This window comes from Methylobacterium isbiliense, from assembly GCF_022179325.1.
GTDB lineage: Bacteria > Pseudomonadota > Alphaproteobacteria > Rhizobiales > Beijerinckiaceae > Methylobacterium > Methylobacterium isbiliense.
Genome location: NZ_BPQQ01000105.1, coordinates 1 through 16,442, shown reverse-complemented (window position 1 = coordinate 16,442; position 16,442 = coordinate 1). Strand labels below are relative to the sequence as shown.

At 67.6% G+C, this 16,442-nt stretch carries 17 protein-coding genes; 3 read left to right on the top strand and 14 right to left on the bottom strand.

The genetic code is table 11. The features are described from left to right. The 6 genes from MFF61_RS31055 to MFF61_RS31030 form a co-directional block, all read right to left on the bottom strand. Window positions 1-335: hypothetical protein (locus tag MFF61_RS31055; RefSeq protein WP_238241547.1), on the bottom strand; the 335-nt coding region annotated here is incomplete at its 3' end. A 444-nt stretch (window positions 336-779) separates the two neighbouring features. Then, window positions 780-2,312: a Cap15 family cyclic dinucleotide receptor domain-containing protein gene (locus MFF61_RS31050; protein WP_238241546.1), complete on the bottom strand. Its 1,533-nt coding sequence runs from the start codon at window positions 2,310-2,312 to the stop codon at window positions 780-782. Continuing rightward, window positions 2,312-2,740, bottom strand: coding sequence for a diadenylate cyclase (locus MFF61_RS31045; RefSeq protein WP_238241545.1), 429 nt, complete (start codon window positions 2,738-2,740; stop codon window positions 2,312-2,314). The genes MFF61_RS31050 and MFF61_RS31045 overlap by 1 nt, the downstream gene beginning before the upstream one ends. A gap of 192 nt (window positions 2,741-2,932) precedes the next feature. Then, on the bottom strand, window positions 2,933-3,448 hold the full coding sequence (locus MFF61_RS31040; RefSeq protein WP_238241544.1) for a Mov34/MPN/PAD-1 family protein: 516 nt from the start codon (window positions 3,446-3,448) through the stop codon (window positions 2,933-2,935). Next, a complete protein-coding gene (locus MFF61_RS31035) occupies window positions 3,421-5,064 on the bottom strand; it encodes a ThiF family adenylyltransferase (protein ID WP_238241543.1) in 1,644 nt (547 codons plus the stop codon). The genes MFF61_RS31040 and MFF61_RS31035 overlap by 28 nt, the downstream gene beginning before the upstream one ends. 25 nt (window positions 5,065-5,089) lie before the next feature. Further along, window positions 5,090-6,262 (bottom strand): CBASS cGAMP synthase, encoded by a 1,173-nt coding sequence (locus MFF61_RS31030; protein ID WP_238241542.1) that lies wholly within the window; start codon window positions 6,260-6,262, stop codon window positions 5,090-5,092. A 210-nt stretch (window positions 6,263-6,472) separates the two neighbouring features. Between MFF61_RS31030 and MFF61_RS31025 the strand changes: the two genes are divergently transcribed. Further along, a complete protein-coding gene (locus MFF61_RS31025) occupies window positions 6,473-7,486 on the top strand; it encodes a CBASS cGAMP-activated phospholipase (protein ID WP_238241541.1) in 1,014 nt (337 codons plus the stop codon). A gap of 620 nt (window positions 7,487-8,106) precedes the next feature. On the opposite strand, the gene MFF61_RS31020 is transcribed toward MFF61_RS31025, so the two are convergent. The 5 genes from MFF61_RS31020 to MFF61_RS31000 form a co-directional block, all read right to left on the bottom strand. Beyond that, the gene (locus MFF61_RS31020) at window positions 8,107-9,729 is read right to left on the bottom strand and encodes a recombinase family protein (RefSeq protein WP_238241540.1); all 1,623 of its coding nucleotides are present in this window, start codon (window positions 9,727-9,729) and stop codon (window positions 8,107-8,109) included. Further along, window positions 9,729-10,223: a DUF2924 domain-containing protein gene (locus tag MFF61_RS31015; RefSeq protein ID WP_238241539.1), complete on the bottom strand. Its 495-nt coding sequence runs from the start codon at window positions 10,221-10,223 to the stop codon at window positions 9,729-9,731. The genes MFF61_RS31020 and MFF61_RS31015 overlap by 1 nt, the downstream gene beginning before the upstream one ends. A gap of 2 nt (window positions 10,224-10,225) precedes the next feature. Beyond that, window positions 10,226-10,780, bottom strand: a complete 555-nt coding sequence (locus MFF61_RS31010; RefSeq protein WP_238241538.1) for a DUF3489 domain-containing protein — start codon at window positions 10,778-10,780, stop codon at window positions 10,226-10,228. Between the two features lie 127 nt (window positions 10,781-10,907). Next, window positions 10,908-11,129, bottom strand: coding sequence for a hypothetical protein (locus MFF61_RS31005; protein WP_238241537.1), 222 nt, complete (start codon window positions 11,127-11,129; stop codon window positions 10,908-10,910). 114 nt (window positions 11,130-11,243) lie between these two features. Further along, the gene (locus tag MFF61_RS31000) at window positions 11,244-11,489 is read right to left on the bottom strand and encodes a helix-turn-helix domain-containing protein (protein WP_238241536.1); all 246 of its coding nucleotides are present in this window, start codon (window positions 11,487-11,489) and stop codon (window positions 11,244-11,246) included. A 201-nt stretch (window positions 11,490-11,690) separates the two neighbouring features. Here MFF61_RS31000 and MFF61_RS30995 point away from each other — a divergent pair, with 201 nt between their 5' ends. Next, on the top strand, window positions 11,691-12,665 hold the full coding sequence (locus MFF61_RS30995) for a restriction endonuclease (protein WP_238241535.1): 975 nt from the start codon (window positions 11,691-11,693) through the stop codon (window positions 12,663-12,665). On the opposite strand, the gene MFF61_RS30990 is transcribed toward MFF61_RS30995, so the two are convergent. The 3 genes from MFF61_RS30990 to MFF61_RS30980 form a co-directional block, all read right to left on the bottom strand. Continuing rightward, window positions 12,666-13,337 (bottom strand): hypothetical protein, encoded by a 672-nt coding sequence (locus tag MFF61_RS30990; RefSeq protein WP_238241534.1) that lies wholly within the window; start codon window positions 13,335-13,337, stop codon window positions 12,666-12,668. A 90-nt stretch (window positions 13,338-13,427) separates the two neighbouring features. Continuing rightward, window positions 13,428-14,168, bottom strand: coding sequence for a DUF5681 domain-containing protein (locus MFF61_RS30985; protein ID WP_283206058.1), 741 nt, complete (start codon window positions 14,166-14,168; stop codon window positions 13,428-13,430). A 97-nt stretch (window positions 14,169-14,265) separates the two neighbouring features. Then, a complete protein-coding gene (locus tag MFF61_RS30980; RefSeq protein WP_238241532.1) occupies window positions 14,266-15,672 on the bottom strand; it encodes a site-specific DNA-methyltransferase in 1,407 nt (468 codons plus the stop codon). Window positions 15,673-16,218: 546 nt separating this feature from the next. Here MFF61_RS30980 and MFF61_RS30975 point away from each other — a divergent pair. Beyond that, window positions 16,219-16,347 (top strand): hypothetical protein, encoded by a 129-nt coding sequence (locus MFF61_RS30975; protein ID WP_378911608.1) that lies wholly within the window; start codon window positions 16,219-16,221, stop codon window positions 16,345-16,347. The last annotated feature ends 95 nt before the right edge of the window (window positions 16,348-16,442 follow it).

Genomic DNA, 16,442 nt, shown 5'->3' with positions numbered 1-16,442 from the left:
AGACCCGGACCACCCCGTGGGGGCCGATCATTACCGCGGAAGTCATCCGGAACGGGAAGGCGGGTGCGCAGGATAAGATGGAACACACCAGCCCCGTCACAAACAAAAATCAAGGTAGACCATGCTTGATTTGCATCCTGACGGGCAATCTCAATCCCTGCACTTACATTAAACGGAATTCCTTTAGCACCTCGCCAGCCAAGCTCGATTTCAGCGGCAACTTCGTCGCGAGATTTTAATAATGCGCTGGAAGGTTGCTGCATCCATTGGTAAGAGTAGACAAGCAAAACTGCAATCAAGCAAAGCGTGGCAATGTAGCTGATCGCAAGACGCATGGCTGACCTCAGGGATGACGGTTGGCGGCATCTTCACACGCCATTCCTAGCTGTCCGCTAAGGGCCGCAACCAGCCATTCGCATCGCCAAGCTGATTGAGTTCAGACCCTAGGCCGACGGTTGTGATCTCCATCGTGGTGGCTCCAAGCTCGTGCTGCGCGACAGCACCACTTTGGCGCTGCTACGCCGGGAGCGGGAGCCATCCACCCCATCTGCTATAGAACGCAGAGCAGAAGTGCCTGCCGTGGCTCCTTCATCAGCATGACACGGGCGCCGGATCTGGTCCGGCGTAATGTACCCATCGGTGACGGACTTGGGTGAGAAGCGAACTGCGGCATTGGTGCATCCGGGATAGGATGCTTGCGATTGGTGCGGCGGAATTGATGCTGCCGGACTGCATGGCAATCGTCGCCTACGTGCGAGTCGACGCCAAACAGGCTGGCCTCATCGCCGCACTATAGATTCCGTCGGGCTCGTCGCGGGCACGGCATGCCCGGGAGACGACACGTCTGGGGGTGATGAGCGCGCAGCAGGTGCCGAGGTGTCTCGGCCGACCGGGCCTGCCATAAACCTGCCGGCTAGGAACGCACGCAGAACCTCTGCCGACGCTCGCGCCGCAAAGGGCTTGTAGCGGTCGTCCTTGTTGGGGTCGGCATAATCCATGACACCTTTGACGACGAGCCACTCGGGCACTCGCGCCGCAATCGCCACCCTGCCGATCGCCGCTGCCTCCATCTCGAGACCGATCACGCTACGCACGCCCATTGTCTTAAGGCTGTCCCAAGTGACCCCATCTTTGACCACGACGTTGCCGCTGGCGATTGGGCCAACTTTGATGGCGAACGGCAATCGCTCGGGCGGGTCGACGTCACGGATAAGCGATTTCTGAACCTCCGCCTCGCCCGCGGGCGTCAGCCTCAGCGAGAGACCATCCTCCACGATGGTCCCTTCTGCCTTGAGACTGTCGATCATTGGCCCCCATTCGCCCGTCCCGAAGTAGCGCGGACGTGCTGGATGCTTCCTGGGATCACCACCGGCATGTAGCGTTTCGAGCAACCAGAAGCGGGCGTCGTGTGGTGAAGGTCGCCCGAAACTCGGCAATGCTTCCAGCTCCAACGACTCGGCCGCACGCTGCCAATTGTCGCTCACCGCTGATTGCCGATGGTCGCCGACGAAACCACCAACTTCGCGCTTGCCCTCGTCGTATTGATAGGCAAGCTCCGATACGACGACATCTCCGAGTGCAACATCCCCAGGATTGCCGGCGCACACGCCGCACATGACTAGGCAACTCGGCCGCAGGTGTTCGACGAGTCGCGCCGCGAATGGCCCCGTCTCGATCCCACCCATCCGAGATGCCTTGGCGACCGAGATCGAGAACAGCGCCCGGCTCCCATGGTAGAACATGCCGCGCTCGTGCGGCAGGTTCTTCGCCGCTCCGAGTTCCGTCCACTCGCGTACGCCGTCGCCGCCAGATCCATCCGCGTCGAACGCCCGCTTGGCCGCGTCGTACTCCTCCTTGAGAGCCGTTATCAGCAACACGTCGGTCGTGACGGCCATCGTCAGTTCCTCAACTTCTCGCATGCGCATAAGCTTGAAGTGTCCGGAGGTGCGCTCACTGGTCCAGTAATTCCCGCTCAATTCCTCATTATGATGATAGTATCGCAGTATCGCTGCTCCCTTATAGGGTCTTGGGGCATCGGAGTGGAGCGCTTTAGGCTCCACCTCGTACATGTAATAGAGGATCGGGTTGCCCGATCTGTCGCCGCCGGACTGGACGAGTATGGTATGTGAGTCAGATCCCTTTGAGCGGACCGTCATCGAGATGCCGGTCACGTCTTGCCGGATTGAGGCCTCGGCGTCCACACGGCCATTTTCCTCGCCTCGAACCCAATGGATCTCGATCGACCATCTGCCCGCAATGTCGGGAAATCCAATTCCCGACGGGGCGGGCTGCTGAACCTCCTCCCCGGGCATCACGTCGCCGCCACTTCACGTCCGCCCTCGAAGACGGCGACGCCATAGTCCACGCTCGCCACTCCGCTTGCCACGACATCTTGTAGGGTGGAACCGAACATCGCCGCCATGTACCGACCTCCCCCTCTTCGCGCCGGATCGGCCTTGAGGCCAGGGACGATCGACGGTGAGAAGTATTGGGAGAACCTGACGATTCGAAGGTCGGACGTCACGATGTGAAAGCCGTCGTGTAACTCGTGGGCTTTATCCGAGATCGCGATCAGCATCTCGTGGGTGGAGCCGAAGGTCGGCGTCGCAGCCAGTGGCCGGAGCGGCACGATCGGCAGCCCGCTCGGATTGTTGCTGACCAAGACACCGATGCCGGAGAACGAACGCCCAGCACCGCGCCGCACGTCTTCCAGGAGCTCGCGCAAGGATTCAATCTGCATGAGCGAGGCCGTCGCATCCCGTCCGTGGCAGCGTCAAGGCCGCGCCTCCAAGGAATCATAGCCTCTTTGCACACGATCGCGCGGCACGATGGAGTCCCGCCAGCGATAGGTGCCGCGATGCCGACACAGCTCGCGGGGTGGGGCGCGTGAGTTATACCGGCGCGACTGCGGGGCCTCGGGCTGACGTACCGCTCAGATGGCGCCGAGACAACGTCCAGCTCCGTCCGACCCGCTTGACAACATGCGCATCGCCCGGACACGCGCGTCAACGCCCAGACCCCACCAGCACGAGTCCCATCCGCCGATGGCGAAAACGAGAGGTTCGCGCGACCTGCGCATGATCCGACCCCACGTCCAACGGTCCAAGAGTGACGGAGACGGATGCGCCTCCGGATGCGTGTGCCACTCGCCGACGTATGTGTCCGTCCCGCCGCTGGACCGCCACGCCCGTATGGCCGCGTCTTGGTGGCCGCCGTCCACCCGGTCAAAGAGCGTCCTCGTCCGCGCGTCCCGGCGCATCGGCACGGTGCAGTCGGTCACCTCGACGTGGTCGCCGCGATGCGAGCCGATGAGGATGCCCCCGGCCTCCCGCGATCGGGACCCGCGCTCGACCCATCCCTCGATGGTCTCGACGACCTTCTGGTGGACCGCGACGAGGCGCAAGCCGTCGGGCGTCAGGATCAATGGCCTGTCGAGCATGCCGGACATCTGTCGGTCACTCCGGGGCTCGAGTCCTCGACCTCGAATGCCTTCTCCGGCTCGAAGGTTCGGGTCCGGAAGCGGTGGCTCGGGCGCCCTGCGGCCCAGTCGAGCGCGAGGTCACAGGCGAGGGCGGCCGCCGATACAGAGCGCGACACGGGGAAGGTAACAAACTCGCCGTCGGCGCACGACTTGACCGCGCCGAACTCGGTCTCGACGCCCGGCCGCATGACCGGGTGCAGGGGGGCGCCTGCCAGTTCCGGCTTCAAGCACTTTAGGCAGGCCGCTCCGGCGTCGCCGTCCACCAGTAGGCACTGCGCGGCCGCGCCATTGCCCATAAGCCAGGCGAACAGAAGCGTCGGACCGGACGGCCTTTGGTCGACAGCTGCTTGGTTGAGCGCGAGCGACAGAGCCTCCTCGCCCGTCGCGTCCACCACCAGGTCGAATCGCTGCAGTTCGGCGAGCCCCTGCGCGTCCTCGGCGGACCACTCCACACTCGCACCGGGCATCATGACGTTCAGATACCTTGCGCAGGCCTCCGCCTTGTTGCGGTGAAGGAAGGGAACACCCAGGAGATGGCGGCCGAGGTTCGCCGTCCGCAGGTCGTCGGTGTCGACGAGGAGCAGGCGACCGCCGGCTGTCCCGGCGCCGCACTGGGCCAGCTGCTGCGCCAGGAAGCCGCCGATGGTGCCGCAGCCGACAACCGCGACAGAGCGTCCGGCAAGCCCACCGCGCGAGCCGAGGTTGCGTCCGAAGACGTAGCCGAGGTCAGCCGAATCTGTGGTGATGCGCTCCAAGGAGACTTGCCCCACCGCCCGCGCCAGGTTGCGTGCGAGCGTCCTGCGTCGGTTCACAAGGAACTCCGCGGTCCGCATCGGCGCGGGAACCGTGATGCGGCACGCGAACGTCCCGTTCGTCGCCCGAATCGCGAGCGTTGCCTGATGCCCGGTCCCTGACGACAGCGCCTCCTCGAGGCGGCCGGGAAGGGCCGGGTCAACCCACCGCAGCCAGTCGACGAGCTCGTCGTAATCGGCGGGCGGCCACTTGCGCACGGGGTCGAGCGTCAGCGGAGCGTCGAGGGACACGACGAGTGCCGTCTCCTCCGGCCCGCCGGCGCGGCGCGGGGGATCGCGGTCGCGCGCCCACGATGGCCCCGCGACGAGCACGGGCGTCGGCTCGCTGTCTGCCGACAGCCGCGGGTAGATGATGGTGGCGGGGCCGCTGTAGCCGTCGGGAAGGTCGCACAGCATCCAGCGTGCAAACCAGTAGGCGGCGAACTCCTCGCCGAAATCGGCGTCCGAACGCCCCTCTACAGCGTCGTCCAGAACGCGGGCGGCCCGCTCGACGCATCGGACGATTGTGCCGCCGGGGTCGTAGCGGTCGAGGACGACCGAGCCATGCGCATAGTAGCAGACCAGCCTCGACGGACCGAGGTGAGGCAGTCGCCGATCCGGGCCCCGCCAGCTCTCCGAGATGTGCACGAGCGGCATGGTCACGAAGTCGAGGTCGGGCACAAGGACCGTGACCGGCACCTCGCCGGACGTGATGGACAGCGTCCCCTGGTAGACGTCGATGTCGCCGCTCGGCACGCGCCGGAAACCCCGTTCGACGAAGGCGTCGTGCATGGCCAGCCGGCGCTCGGCTCGGTCGTCAGCCACTGCGTGAGCGGCCGACGTCCGGGGCGGCGACGATCCTCTTCGGCTGGGCCGCCACGGTCGCCGCGGCGGAGCGGACCACGGGCGGCGACGCCAAGCCGGTTGTCGCGGCCGGCGCGACGGAGACGAGGTCGGGCCTGTCTGGCACCCGCTCCCCGAAAGCTCTCCGCAGCAGGCGTACCGCCTCGCGGGCGTCCTCGCACCCGTCCACGACCTGCCGAAGGAGGGCGGCCAGGTTCTCGAAGGCGTCCACCACCTCTTCGCGGCTCTGCTGGGGGATGCGATTGAGGTCCTCGTCGGTGCAGGCGGGGTTCGGGACGGTGCCCCGCACGTACCCAGGTACGAGCTCGACGACGCGCAGCAGCCGCTCGTCCTCGCGCGCGGGCAGCTCGCGCCAGCCGATCTCCCCGTAGGCCAGCCAGGCGCATGCCATCAGGAGGATCGATGACACCTTCAGGTCGTCGAGGCGCTCGTGGTCGCGCCATGCCTTGAGGTACCGCGAGTCCCGCCGCAGCCTCTCGCCGTATAGGTTCTCGACCGCGTCCGTGAACCACTTGTGGATCTTGCGCGGATCCGACTCCTTCCAGCCCTCGTCGCGGTGCGCAAGGAGGACCTCGTCTGACGGAAGGTCATCCCACGAGTCCTTCTTCTCCGCCAAGCCGGCGGAGGCGTTCGCGGCCCGCGACCGACGGTCCTCGAGCAGGCGGAACTGGTCGTCAGGGATCGCGTATAGCGGGATGTCGACGTGCGAGTCGTAGCCGATGACGATGCGGCAGCAGGTCGGCTTCGACTCGCGCCCCCAACCCTCGCGTTCCGCTAGGTCGTCGAGCGCGGCGTCCACGAACTCGAAGAACTTCTCGGCGGCCGTCGACGGACGGGTGCCCCGTACGAACGACAGCGGCAGGTAGCAGCCGTCGTCGAGGTCCATCTGCTGGCCCGGCGGGTGAGCGGGGTCGTTCAGCGTCTTGTAGGCGAAGCTGCCCTGCGTGAAGAACCGCGGCCTGACGGGCCGCCCGAACATTTCTTCGCTCGACGCCTCGAACGCCTCGCGCAAGTGCACGCGGATCTTCGTCCGCGCCTCCCGGATACGGCTGTCCTCGGGCTTGAGGTTGGCGAGATAGTTCTCAGAGTCGGTCTCGGTATGAAGGAGCTTGGATGCGTTGGCCATGGAATGGGTGTCTCCCGGCTCGACCGCCGGAAGGCGACTCGCGCTTGAGGGGGAACCTTAACATTTTACGGAGATGTGGAACATAGGGCGAACTTGCCTGTGGGCGGTGACGGCGTGTCGGGTTGCCGTCGCCGCGTCGATGCTCCTACCGTCTTCCGCGGGGCGGCCCTCGACGCGGGGAGGCGGCCGCCGGATGCAGCAGGAGGGGAAGTGCCGTTCCAGATCTTGAGCCTGTCCGGCGGCGGGTACATGGGCCTTTACACCGCAAGCGTGCTGGCGCGCATCGAGAAGCAGACCGGGCGACCGATTGCGGACTCGTTTGACCTCATTGCCGGTACCTCCGTCGGGGGCATCATCGCGCTGGGACTTTCTGCGGGACGGACAGCGGGCGAGATCGAGCAGGCCTTTGTCGACGACGGGGACAAAATATTCCCTGCCAATCGCCCTCCCGTCGGATGGCTTCGCTCTGGTCTCCAAGTGCTCGCCGGCGTCCCGTGGTCGCGCCACGATCCGGCGCCGCTGCGCGCGGTCATCGAGAAGATCGTCGGCGCTGACGCGAAGATGTCGGACCTTCTGACGCCGACGGTCGTAACGGCCGTGAATCTCACGAAGGGCAAGCCGCGGATCTTCAAGACCGGGCACCACCAATCCTATACGCGCGACTGGACGCTGGACGTTGCCGACGTCGCACTCGCGACCTCGGCCGCACCAACGTTTTTTCCGATCCACTGCATCGACGACGAGCTCTACGCGGACGGCGGCATGTTCGCCAACTCGCCCGACTTGGTGGCCCTGCACGAGGCCGAGCACTTCCTGAGGCTGGAGCGAGCGAACATCCGCGTTCTCAGCATCGGTACGACTACGGCCGCGTTCGCGTTCTCGGCTTCGACAAAGCTCCGCCTCGGCTCATGGGGGTGGATGCGGGACCAACGTCTGCCGACCGTAATGATAGGATCCCAGCAGGCCATGACAAACGACATGATGGACCACATGCTACCGGGCGCCTACCTGCGCATCGACCACGAGCAGTCGCCGGACCAGCGCCGCGAGCTGGCGCTGAACTGCGCCAGCTCGCAGGCGCAGAAGAACCTGCGAGCGGCGGCGGCCGCTTCCGCGCAGGAAGCGTCCAAAAGCCCGCTTCTCCGCACGATGCTGGAGCATGAAGCGCCGCGGTTCGAGTTCATCAATGCCTCGCTTCCCCGGTCGACCAGGGCCATGGCCTGACGCGGGGCGTCGGCCCGAAACAGTTGGTGGTCCAGCACGTCGACCCGGAACTGGGCCTCGATTCGGTAATCGATGCTAGTAGCAGATTAGGACATTCTGCATTTTGGTTCCCTGGCGCGCCATCTCCGCAGGAAGCCGCTGCCGTCCAACGTCGACGTCGTCCGGTGCGCGCCCGTGGAGACGACGCGCCCAGCGAGCACTTTCCTTCGCAGGCTCGATACCGCCGTGGAGAGGCGTGGTTTTTCAGTGCCGGGTACACGGTTCCCTAGGCGTGCCCTCTCCCTACGGAAGGCACGCTCGTGGCCCGCCACATCAGAGCGACACAAGAATCTTGCCTTCAACGTCGCGATGGCTGTACTTCTCCTTGCTTCCATGACCAAGATGTCGTCGGAGTAGCGAGCGTCTGCTTTCAGGACGCTCTGGAGTAACGGTCAGAATCCCGAAGAGTTCGTCAAACGATATCTGGTTATTAATGTAGCACATTCTCAGAATGTCGTCACCGCTGGGCAAGTCTCTATATATTTATTAACTCGCCAAGTAAGCGTAATCTTGTGAGATCGAACATGAACGTCCGTTGGTGGCGTGAAGCGGCAGGCTCTTCAGAGGCGTTATTTCGCCTTTCACAAAAATGATTGGGGCCCAAAGATGCTCGCGCACTGCGTGGACCAATCGACCGGCACGTCCATCAGCCGGGTGAGCCCGACACGATGCGGCAGGCGGCCCTCCAGGGCGGCTCCCACCAGCTCCGGGCTGAGAAAGGCCAAGTTCAGCGTCATCCGCACCGAGCGCTCGCTGCACCCCTCCTGCGCGGCCAGCTCCACCGTGCTCCTCACCGCGCCCGAGACCAGCTGATCCACCCACCCTCTTGCCCGCGCGATCCCGTGCAGCAGCCGCGTGCGCGCCTCAGCCCGGATCGGACGCACCCGCTCCGGCACCGAAACCTCCTCCCGGGTGATCACGCGGCGCAGCCGCCGATGCGGAGCGCGCGTCCAAGGTACCAGGACCTCGCGCGCCTCGTCGTCCGCGCTCTCCGACCATGCGATCACAAGGTGATCCGCGTGCACCGTCACCCGCGACACCACACTCCACAGCTCCTCGTCGGAGCTGGAGGTGGCACCCTCGGCGGTGGTGCGGGACGCACACAGCGCCTCTCGGAGAGCGGCCAGTACCGCCGCCTCGATCTCCACTGCCGGCACACGCAGCACCGAGCCGCTCTCCCCTTTCCGGCGCTGCGCCAGCACGCACGACACGTAGTAGCGGTAGCGCACCCCGCCCTTGTTCGTGTGGCTCGGCGTCATTCGGTTCCCCGCATCGTCGTACAGCCGGCCCAGCAGCGGCGCCGTCGCGAGTGCTGCCCGTTTGCCCGGTCCGGCGTTGCGCGCCAGCTGCGCCTGCACCGCCGCGAACAGCTCCGGGTCCACGATCCCGGCGTGCTCGCCGGGATGCGAGCTCGTTCGGTGCACCACCTCGCCGAGGTAGGTGCGGTTCTTCAGCAGGTACGCCAGCGGGCCTGGCAGGAACGCGCGCCCGCCCCGCACCCGACCGCTGACTTCCACCCGCCGTGTGCGGATGCCGCGTCTTGCCAGATCCTCCACCAGCAGCCCGATGCTGCCCAGCTCAAGGTAGCGGCAGAAGATCAGCCGCACCGTCTCGGCCTCCACCTCGTCGACCACCAGCTTCTTGTCGTGCACGCGGTAGCCGAGCGGCACGTTCCCGCCCATCCACAGCCCCTTGCGTTTGGAGGCCGCGATCTTGTCCCGGATGCGCTCGCCCGTGACCTCCCGCTCGAACTGCGCGAAGCTCAGCAGCACGTTGAGGGTCAGCCGGCCCATGCTGGAGGTGGTGTTGAACGCCTGCGTCACCGAGACGAACGACACGCCGTGGCGGTCGAACAGCTCGACCAGCTTGGCGAAGTCGGCCAGTGAGCGGGTGAGCCGGTCGACCTTGTAGACCACCACCACGTCGATCTGCCCGGCCGCGACGTCGGCGAGCAGCCGCTGTAGGGCGGGCCGCTCCAGACTGCCGCCCGAGTAGCCGCCATCGTCGTAGGCGGTGGGCAGCGCTCGCCAGCCCTCGTGGGCTTGGCTGCGCACGTAAGCCTCGGCCGCCTCGCGCTGGTTGTCGAGCGAGTTGAACTCCTGCTCCAGCCCGGCCTCGGTCGAGACCCGGGTGTAGAGCGCGCAGCGCAGCAGGCGCGGGCTAAGCCGCGCCGTCCCGGCGATCTGACTGGCAGCCCGTCTCATCACGCCACTTCCGCGCGAGTCGACGGTGCGTGCGTCAGCCCGAAGAAGCGCGGGCCCGACCAAGTGGTGCCGGTGATGGCGCGGGCGACCTCGGAGAGGCTGCGGTAGGACCGGCCCTCCCACACGAAGCCCTCGGCCACTACCGTGACCTGATGCAAGCGTCCCTCGTGCTCGCGCACCAGCACGGCGCCGAGCTTCAGCCCGCGCGGCTGGCTCACCGACGGCACGGGCGCGCTCGGGCCGAGGCGCCGGGGCCGCAGGCCGCGGGCGATGGCGTCGAGCTGGCGCACCTGCTCGCGGCTGAGGTCACCGAGGGCGTCGGCCTGGAGACGGTAGGCGAGAATGCGCGCCAGCAGGCCGCGCGAGAGATGTTCGGGTGCGGGCTTGCGGAACAGCTTGCGCCAGCGCCCGCGCAGCACGTGCAGGTCGGCCGCGCTCAGGGCGGCGACCTCGGCCCGAAGCGCATCGACTGGATCGGGGCGGGTCTCGGTCATGCTCAGCCCTCCCGATCGGCGGTGGACTTCGGCGCCGGCGTCGGCAGATGATAGCGGCCGCGACCATCGCCGCTGCGCACCCGCACGAGGCTGGGGTGAGCGGGCCGCAGGCGGCTGAGCGCGGCGCGGGCGGTGTGGGGCAGCCAGCCGGTCGCGGCGGTGATCTCGGCCAGGCTCGCGCCCTGCTCGCGCCCGAGCAGCCCCAGCACGATCCCGGTCTTGGTCCAGGGCCGCGGCGGGACAGCCGCGGTGTCGGCCACCTCGCTGTCCGTCGGTGCGAGCTTCGCGGTAGGCGCCGATGGCAGCTGGGTGGGGCCGGCGACCGCCGCGCCGTGCACAGTGAGGCACAGGCCGACCCAGCCAGCGCCGTCACGGCGGTGCCAGGCCGGATCCTCGGGCCCGACCTTCACCTCGTCCACCATCGCCCGGGTCAGCAGCGCGGCTGCCACGCGTTCGCGTGCTCCGCCCTTCAGGGTGGGCGGAGGCACCAGGAGGCGATCCTCGCGCGTGAGCGCGGCGGTCAGCAGGGTGAGTTGCGTCGGTGAGAGAGGCGGCATCGCCGGATCCTTCATGGCTCAGGCGACGTCGCGCGCCGCCACGGCCGCGACCCCGGCCATGGCCTACGGCCGAGCGGGGTGTCGGGCAGGCGTGCTGCGCGAGGCGAGCGAGCGCGATCAGGCTCGCTCAACCGCGGCCGCTCGGCAGGCGGGCGATCAGCGTCACGGCCCGGTGCAGCGCCTCGGCCTCGTGCAGGCGCTCGTCGAGATCCAGGCTCAGGCGCACCGCCTCGTGCTCGCTGCCGCACTCCGCGCAGGTCACCGCCGCCCGCGCGATCGCAGCGGCGTCGCCGAGCCGCTCGGCGATGTTGCGCAGCAGGCTGGTGAGGGTGATCGGCTCAGGGCTCATGGGCGACGCTCCCGCTGTTCGGCCTGTGCATGCATGCGTGAACCGCGCCGACAGTCGAGTGCGGATCCGACGTCAGCAGGGGATTGTCGTGGTCCGAGCCTGCCTCTCGCCAGCTCAGGCGGGCTCGAAGTGAGCCAGCTCGGCAAAGAGCGCGACCGGATCGCAGCCGAGGGCGCCGCAGAGCTCGATGAACTCCAGCAGGTCCAGCCGCCGCTCGCCGCCTTCCACCTTCGCCACGAACGATTGCGGCCGCCCCAGGCGCTCGGCCAGCGCCGTCTGGTTCAGGCCCGCCGCCTTCCGCTCGCGCCGCAGCAGGGCGAGCAGGTGAGCCTGACGGGCGGAATGGATCGCCTTGCGCATGCGCCCGAGCGGGGGGAGTGAGCCCGGCACGCTGATCCGAAGATCGGATTATCCCAATTGAGGATATCTTCAGCCGACCCTGCTTCCCTGTCCCCTGCCGCCACGCGCTCAAGCCGCAGTCCCGACTGGACTTTCCGCGCCACGCAAGCGGTGACACGCCACCGGCTCACCAGCGAGCCGGATCCCAGCAGAGGTGACACGATGTTGAAGGCCAACTGGACCCAGCCGGCCGCTCCCGACCAGGCGATCCGGCCGAGCGCCATCCGCTACATCAAGCTCGGCCAGGGCGGCCGCTGGGCTGAGACCTGCCTGGAGCGCGACGAGCTCCACCTCGGCCACGCCGCCGTCCCGCACGAACTCGCCCTTGCCGGAGAGCGCGAGGCCATCCGCCAACACCTCACCGCCGCCGGGCTTCGCGGCGGGGTCGCCGCCTCGTTCGCGCGCGAGGTCGGCGAGTTCTACAGTCTGGGCCAGGGCTGCCTCTGGATCACCTTCGCACGAGAGCGGCTGTGGTGGGCCTTCGCTCACCCTGAGGTGACGTGGCTGGGCGGCGACGGCAGCGGCCCGCACGGGGTGCGTTCGCGCCAGGTGATCGGGGCGTGGCGCTGCACCGACCTGCACGGGCGCGAGCTGAGCCTGGCGGGCCTGAGCACCCGGCTCACCCAACTCGCCGCCTACCGGGCCACGCTGTGCCAAGTGCAGGAGAGCGCCTACCTGCTGCGGCGCATCAACGCCGAGCCCGACCCGCTGCTCACCCGCGCCGAGGGTGTGCGCACCGACCTGCTCGCGGTCACGGCCGAGCTGATCCAGCGGCTGCACTGGGCCGACTTCGAGACGCTGGTCGACCTACTCTTCAGCCGCTCGGGCTGGCAGCGCGCCTCGGTGCTGGGTGGCACGCAGGCGGATGCGGATCTGGTGCTGGAGCAGGTCAGCACGGGCGAGAGCGCGATGGTGCAGGTGAAGTCGGCCGCCAGCCAGGCGGTGCTGGACGACTACGTCGAGCGCTTCGATGCCGCCGCCCGCTGGTCGCGGCTGTTCTTCGTCTGCCACACGCCCGCGGGCGAGCTGTGCGCGCCGGCGGAGCGGCCGGAGGTGCAGGTGTGGACGCGCGAGGACTTGGCCGAGCGGGCTGTCAGTCACGGGCTGTTCGACTGGCTGGTGGCGCGTTCGGGCTGATCAGGGGCGGGGGGACGCAGGTGCCGACGCGGCATGAGACTGGGGGTCAGCGGCGGCCGAGGCCGGCTCGGCGCCGGGATCAGCCGCCGCGCTCGCGGGCGCGTCCGGATCACCCCCGTTCCGGCGGATCTTGGCCCGCAGGTGACGCATGATCTCGGCCATGATGCGCTTGTCGCGCGCCTGGTAGCGGGCCAGCACCAGCTCGACCGGCTCGCCGGCCTCGTCGAGGGCGATGCCGAGGCTCTCGGCCTCCTCGAGCGCCTGCTGCCAGGTGAGCCGCCGCTGCGCGATGCGGGCGAATAGCATGGCCTTGGCCACCTCCTGCTCGCGCTGGAGGGCGAGGAACAGCTGCAGGGCATAGCGTTGCGCCGGCGCGCTGCCGTTGACCGCAGCCACGATCGTGGCGCGCAGGGCGGCGAGGAAGCCGGGCAGACTGGTCTCGCCGTCCTCCTGCATCACGCGCAGCGTGCGGCCGAGTTCGTCTCCCAGGGTGTCGCGGAACGCCTCGTCGGCGAGCCGGCGCGGCAGCTTGGGCGTCCTGATGCGCCGTTGCCGGCGCGCCTGCCGCTTCAGCTCCTTGCCCCCGGGCGGCGTACGTCGCGGGGCGGCACGCTGATCAGGAGGCGCGGCGTCCTGCTGCTGGTCAGGCCTGGCCTGGTCTGGCGCTGTCATCGTCTGTCCTCGCGCGAGGGGCTTCTGATCACCGGTGAGCCACGCCCTGCGAGGGCGAACAGCATCTCGCAGGCCGTCGGCCGCAGTGGATCAGCACGAACGATCCTCGCTCTCGGGTGAACTCTCGTCCTCCCCTGGGCTGCCGCTCTCCTCTGAGCTCACTGGCTTCGGTGCGCTCTGGGGCGCGGCAGCCTGGTCGCTACCGGGCTTCTGCTCGCCCGACATCGGCTGCGCCCCGGCCTTCTCGGCCGCGGCCTTCCGAGCCGCTCTGTGCTGATTGCAGTACTCCTCCCACTGCTGCTCCTCCTCGGCGCGAACCCTGTCCAGGCTCGTCACGGTGCGCCTCGTATTGGCCTTCCTGTGCTGCCGGACGTCGTCCGGCTCGCGGTCGGGGAACGGGATGCCGAGCGCCGCAGCCTTCTCGGCCGCCTGCTCGAACGTCAGCTGGTTCAGCTGCACGCTCACCAGCAGACGGTCCCGCTTGTTCTCACGATCGCGCGAGATCTCGGTGTAGAGATCCAGCGCCTGGTGCTGCGAGCGCGAGTTGCCCTTCACGGCCGAGAAGATGGTGCTGCGCACCACCGCCTGGATGGCCGGCACCTTCACCTGCCGGCCATCCTCCCTGATCGGGATCATCCGGGTGAACTCCGCCAGCACCAGCTCGCGAAAGTTCACCCTGGGATCCACGGCGGGTCTGCGCCCGGCCGGATTACCGCTCTGGCCCTTCTGGAACGGCCGGCCGGCGCCGCGTCGGCGCTCCGAACCGGACTGGTCCGGCTCGGAGCGGGGTTCGTTTGCAGGCTCGCCGGCGCGAGCTGTCTTGGCAGTCATGGTATCCTCTGGTGCAGGTTGTGAAGCAGAGATCGTCAAGGTCAGGGGACGGGCGGCCCAGCGCCGAACGGCTTGGCAGCCCGCTCGTGCAGTGCGCTCAGGCGGCTTCGGACAGGTCAGCCGACGGCGGGCCGTCCAGGACCTGGCGTTCAGCCTCGGCGTCCTCGAACGAGCAGCCCGTCGCGGCGAGCAGCGCTCGCCGGCCGGTCTGAGCCTGCCAGCGCCGGATCGCCACGTCGCAGTAGGCCGGCGAGAGCTCCAGCACCCGGGCCACCCTCCCGGTCTTCTCCGCCGCGATCAGGGTGGTGCCCGAGCCCGAGAACGGGTCCAGCACCAGCCCGCGCCGCTGCGAGCAGTCCTTGATCGCGTCCGCCACCAGGGCCACCGGCTTCACGGTTGGATGCCAGCTCAGCTCCTCCATCCGTCCGCGCCGGAAGCTGTTCACGCCCGCGTACTGCCACAACGTCGTTCTGTTGCGCCCGTGTCGGCCGAGCTCGACATTGTTCACGTGGGCCGCCTCGCCGTTCTTGAGCACGTGCACGAACTCGCACTGCTGGCGGTAGAGCGAGCCCATGCCGCCATTGCTCTTGGCCCAGACGCAGGTGGTCTTGAGCACCAGCCCGGCCTCGCGCGCGGCGGTGAGCAGCTCCAGAGCGTGAGCCGCGTCCATGCACACGAAGTGGATCGCACCATCGCGCGAGTGCGCGCGTGCGAGATCCAAGAAGCGGGTGAGAAAGGCGGTGAACTGGGCCTCGCTCATCTCGCCACAAGCCATGGCGAACTCGCGATGCTTTGTGGCGCCCAGGCCTGAGACGTGGCCGTCGATCGGCACATTGTAAGGCGGATCGGTGAACACGAGATCGGCCAGCTCGCCCTGCATCAGTGCCACATAGCTCTCCCGCTGCAGCGCGTCGGCGCACAGCAGGCGATGAGGCCCGAGCTGCCAGAGGTCACCCGTCCGGGTCACCGCCCTACCCTCCTCGGGCTCGATCACGGCATCTTCCGGCCCGGGCGGGATCTCGGCTTTTTCGCTGGCCGCGTCGAAGGCGAGATCGATCTCGGCGGTGGAGAAGCCGGTGAGCTCGAGGCTGAAGTCGAGCTCCTGGAGCGCCTTGAGCTCGCTGGCGAGCAGATCCTGATCCCAGCCTGCGTTCAGAGCGAGTTTGTTGTCAGCCAGCACGTAGGCGCGGCGCTGGGCGGGCGAGAGATGGGACAGGCGGACGACCGGCACCTGCTGCATCCCGATCAGCTTGGCGGCTTCGACGCGGCCGTGACCGGCGATGATCTCTCCCTCGTCGCTGATCAGGACGGGGTTACAGAAGCCGAATTCCTGGATGGAGCTGGCGATCTGTCGGACCTGTTTCTTGGAATGAGTCCGTGCATTCTGCTTGTAAGGCCGCAAGGTCTCGACCGAGCGCAGCTCGATGCTGCCCTGGTCTGTGAGATCAAGGGTAGCCGAGTTGAGAGACCTAGATGAGGACTTGGATGGGTATCGCGGAGCCATGAGGCACCTTCTCGTGATGATGAGAGGTGCTGACGGGCAGGATCGTGGAGGTGAGGCGCACGTCAGCACCCCTCGGATTGCTCCCAGGGTGGTGCTGCCGTTGGTTCGCCCCGTCCTACTCCGGTCTACGGGCATCGCGCGGCTGAGCCGCCTAGCCTCTGCGGGTGACGCGATCCTCAGATCTCCCCCCGGCGGGGAGCTCCTGGCAACGATGCAGTACCAGCTCGCCTTGTGGCCTGGCTGTCAGCTTCGGTCGGTGAGGACACGCTGAGGCATTGCCGGACGACGGCCCACTGCATGCGGCACATATGGCTCAGTTTATGCGAAAGCGCAACCGTTTTGTTCGCTTTCTGTTCACCGGTGGCAAGGTCCTGACGCAGCACCTTGGGTGTGGGTCGTCGACTCCTGGACGGCGCACGCAAAGTGCCGGTTCGCGCCACTTCCTGACATTCTACCAAGCCGGCCGGAGAGGCAGCTCATCACCTGACAGCGGACCTCTCGAAGGCTAGCGGATTACATCGTCGGATCACCAACCCCACTGAGAGCGTGTTCACGATGGCCCGGCACCGCACGGTGCAGACCAAGGGCGCGCTCTGTCCGACGACCGCCAAGCTGATGATGTTCAAGCGCAGCATGGCCGAGGGAGAGAATGGACTGCCGCAGGCGTTGGACTAGGCAGGAGTTGCAGCGGAAGAGATCAGGGCCTTACGCCGGCATGGCGAGGGCGAGCGCAGAGGTGCCCGAAGGTACGCGCGGCCGAGGTCGGGCAC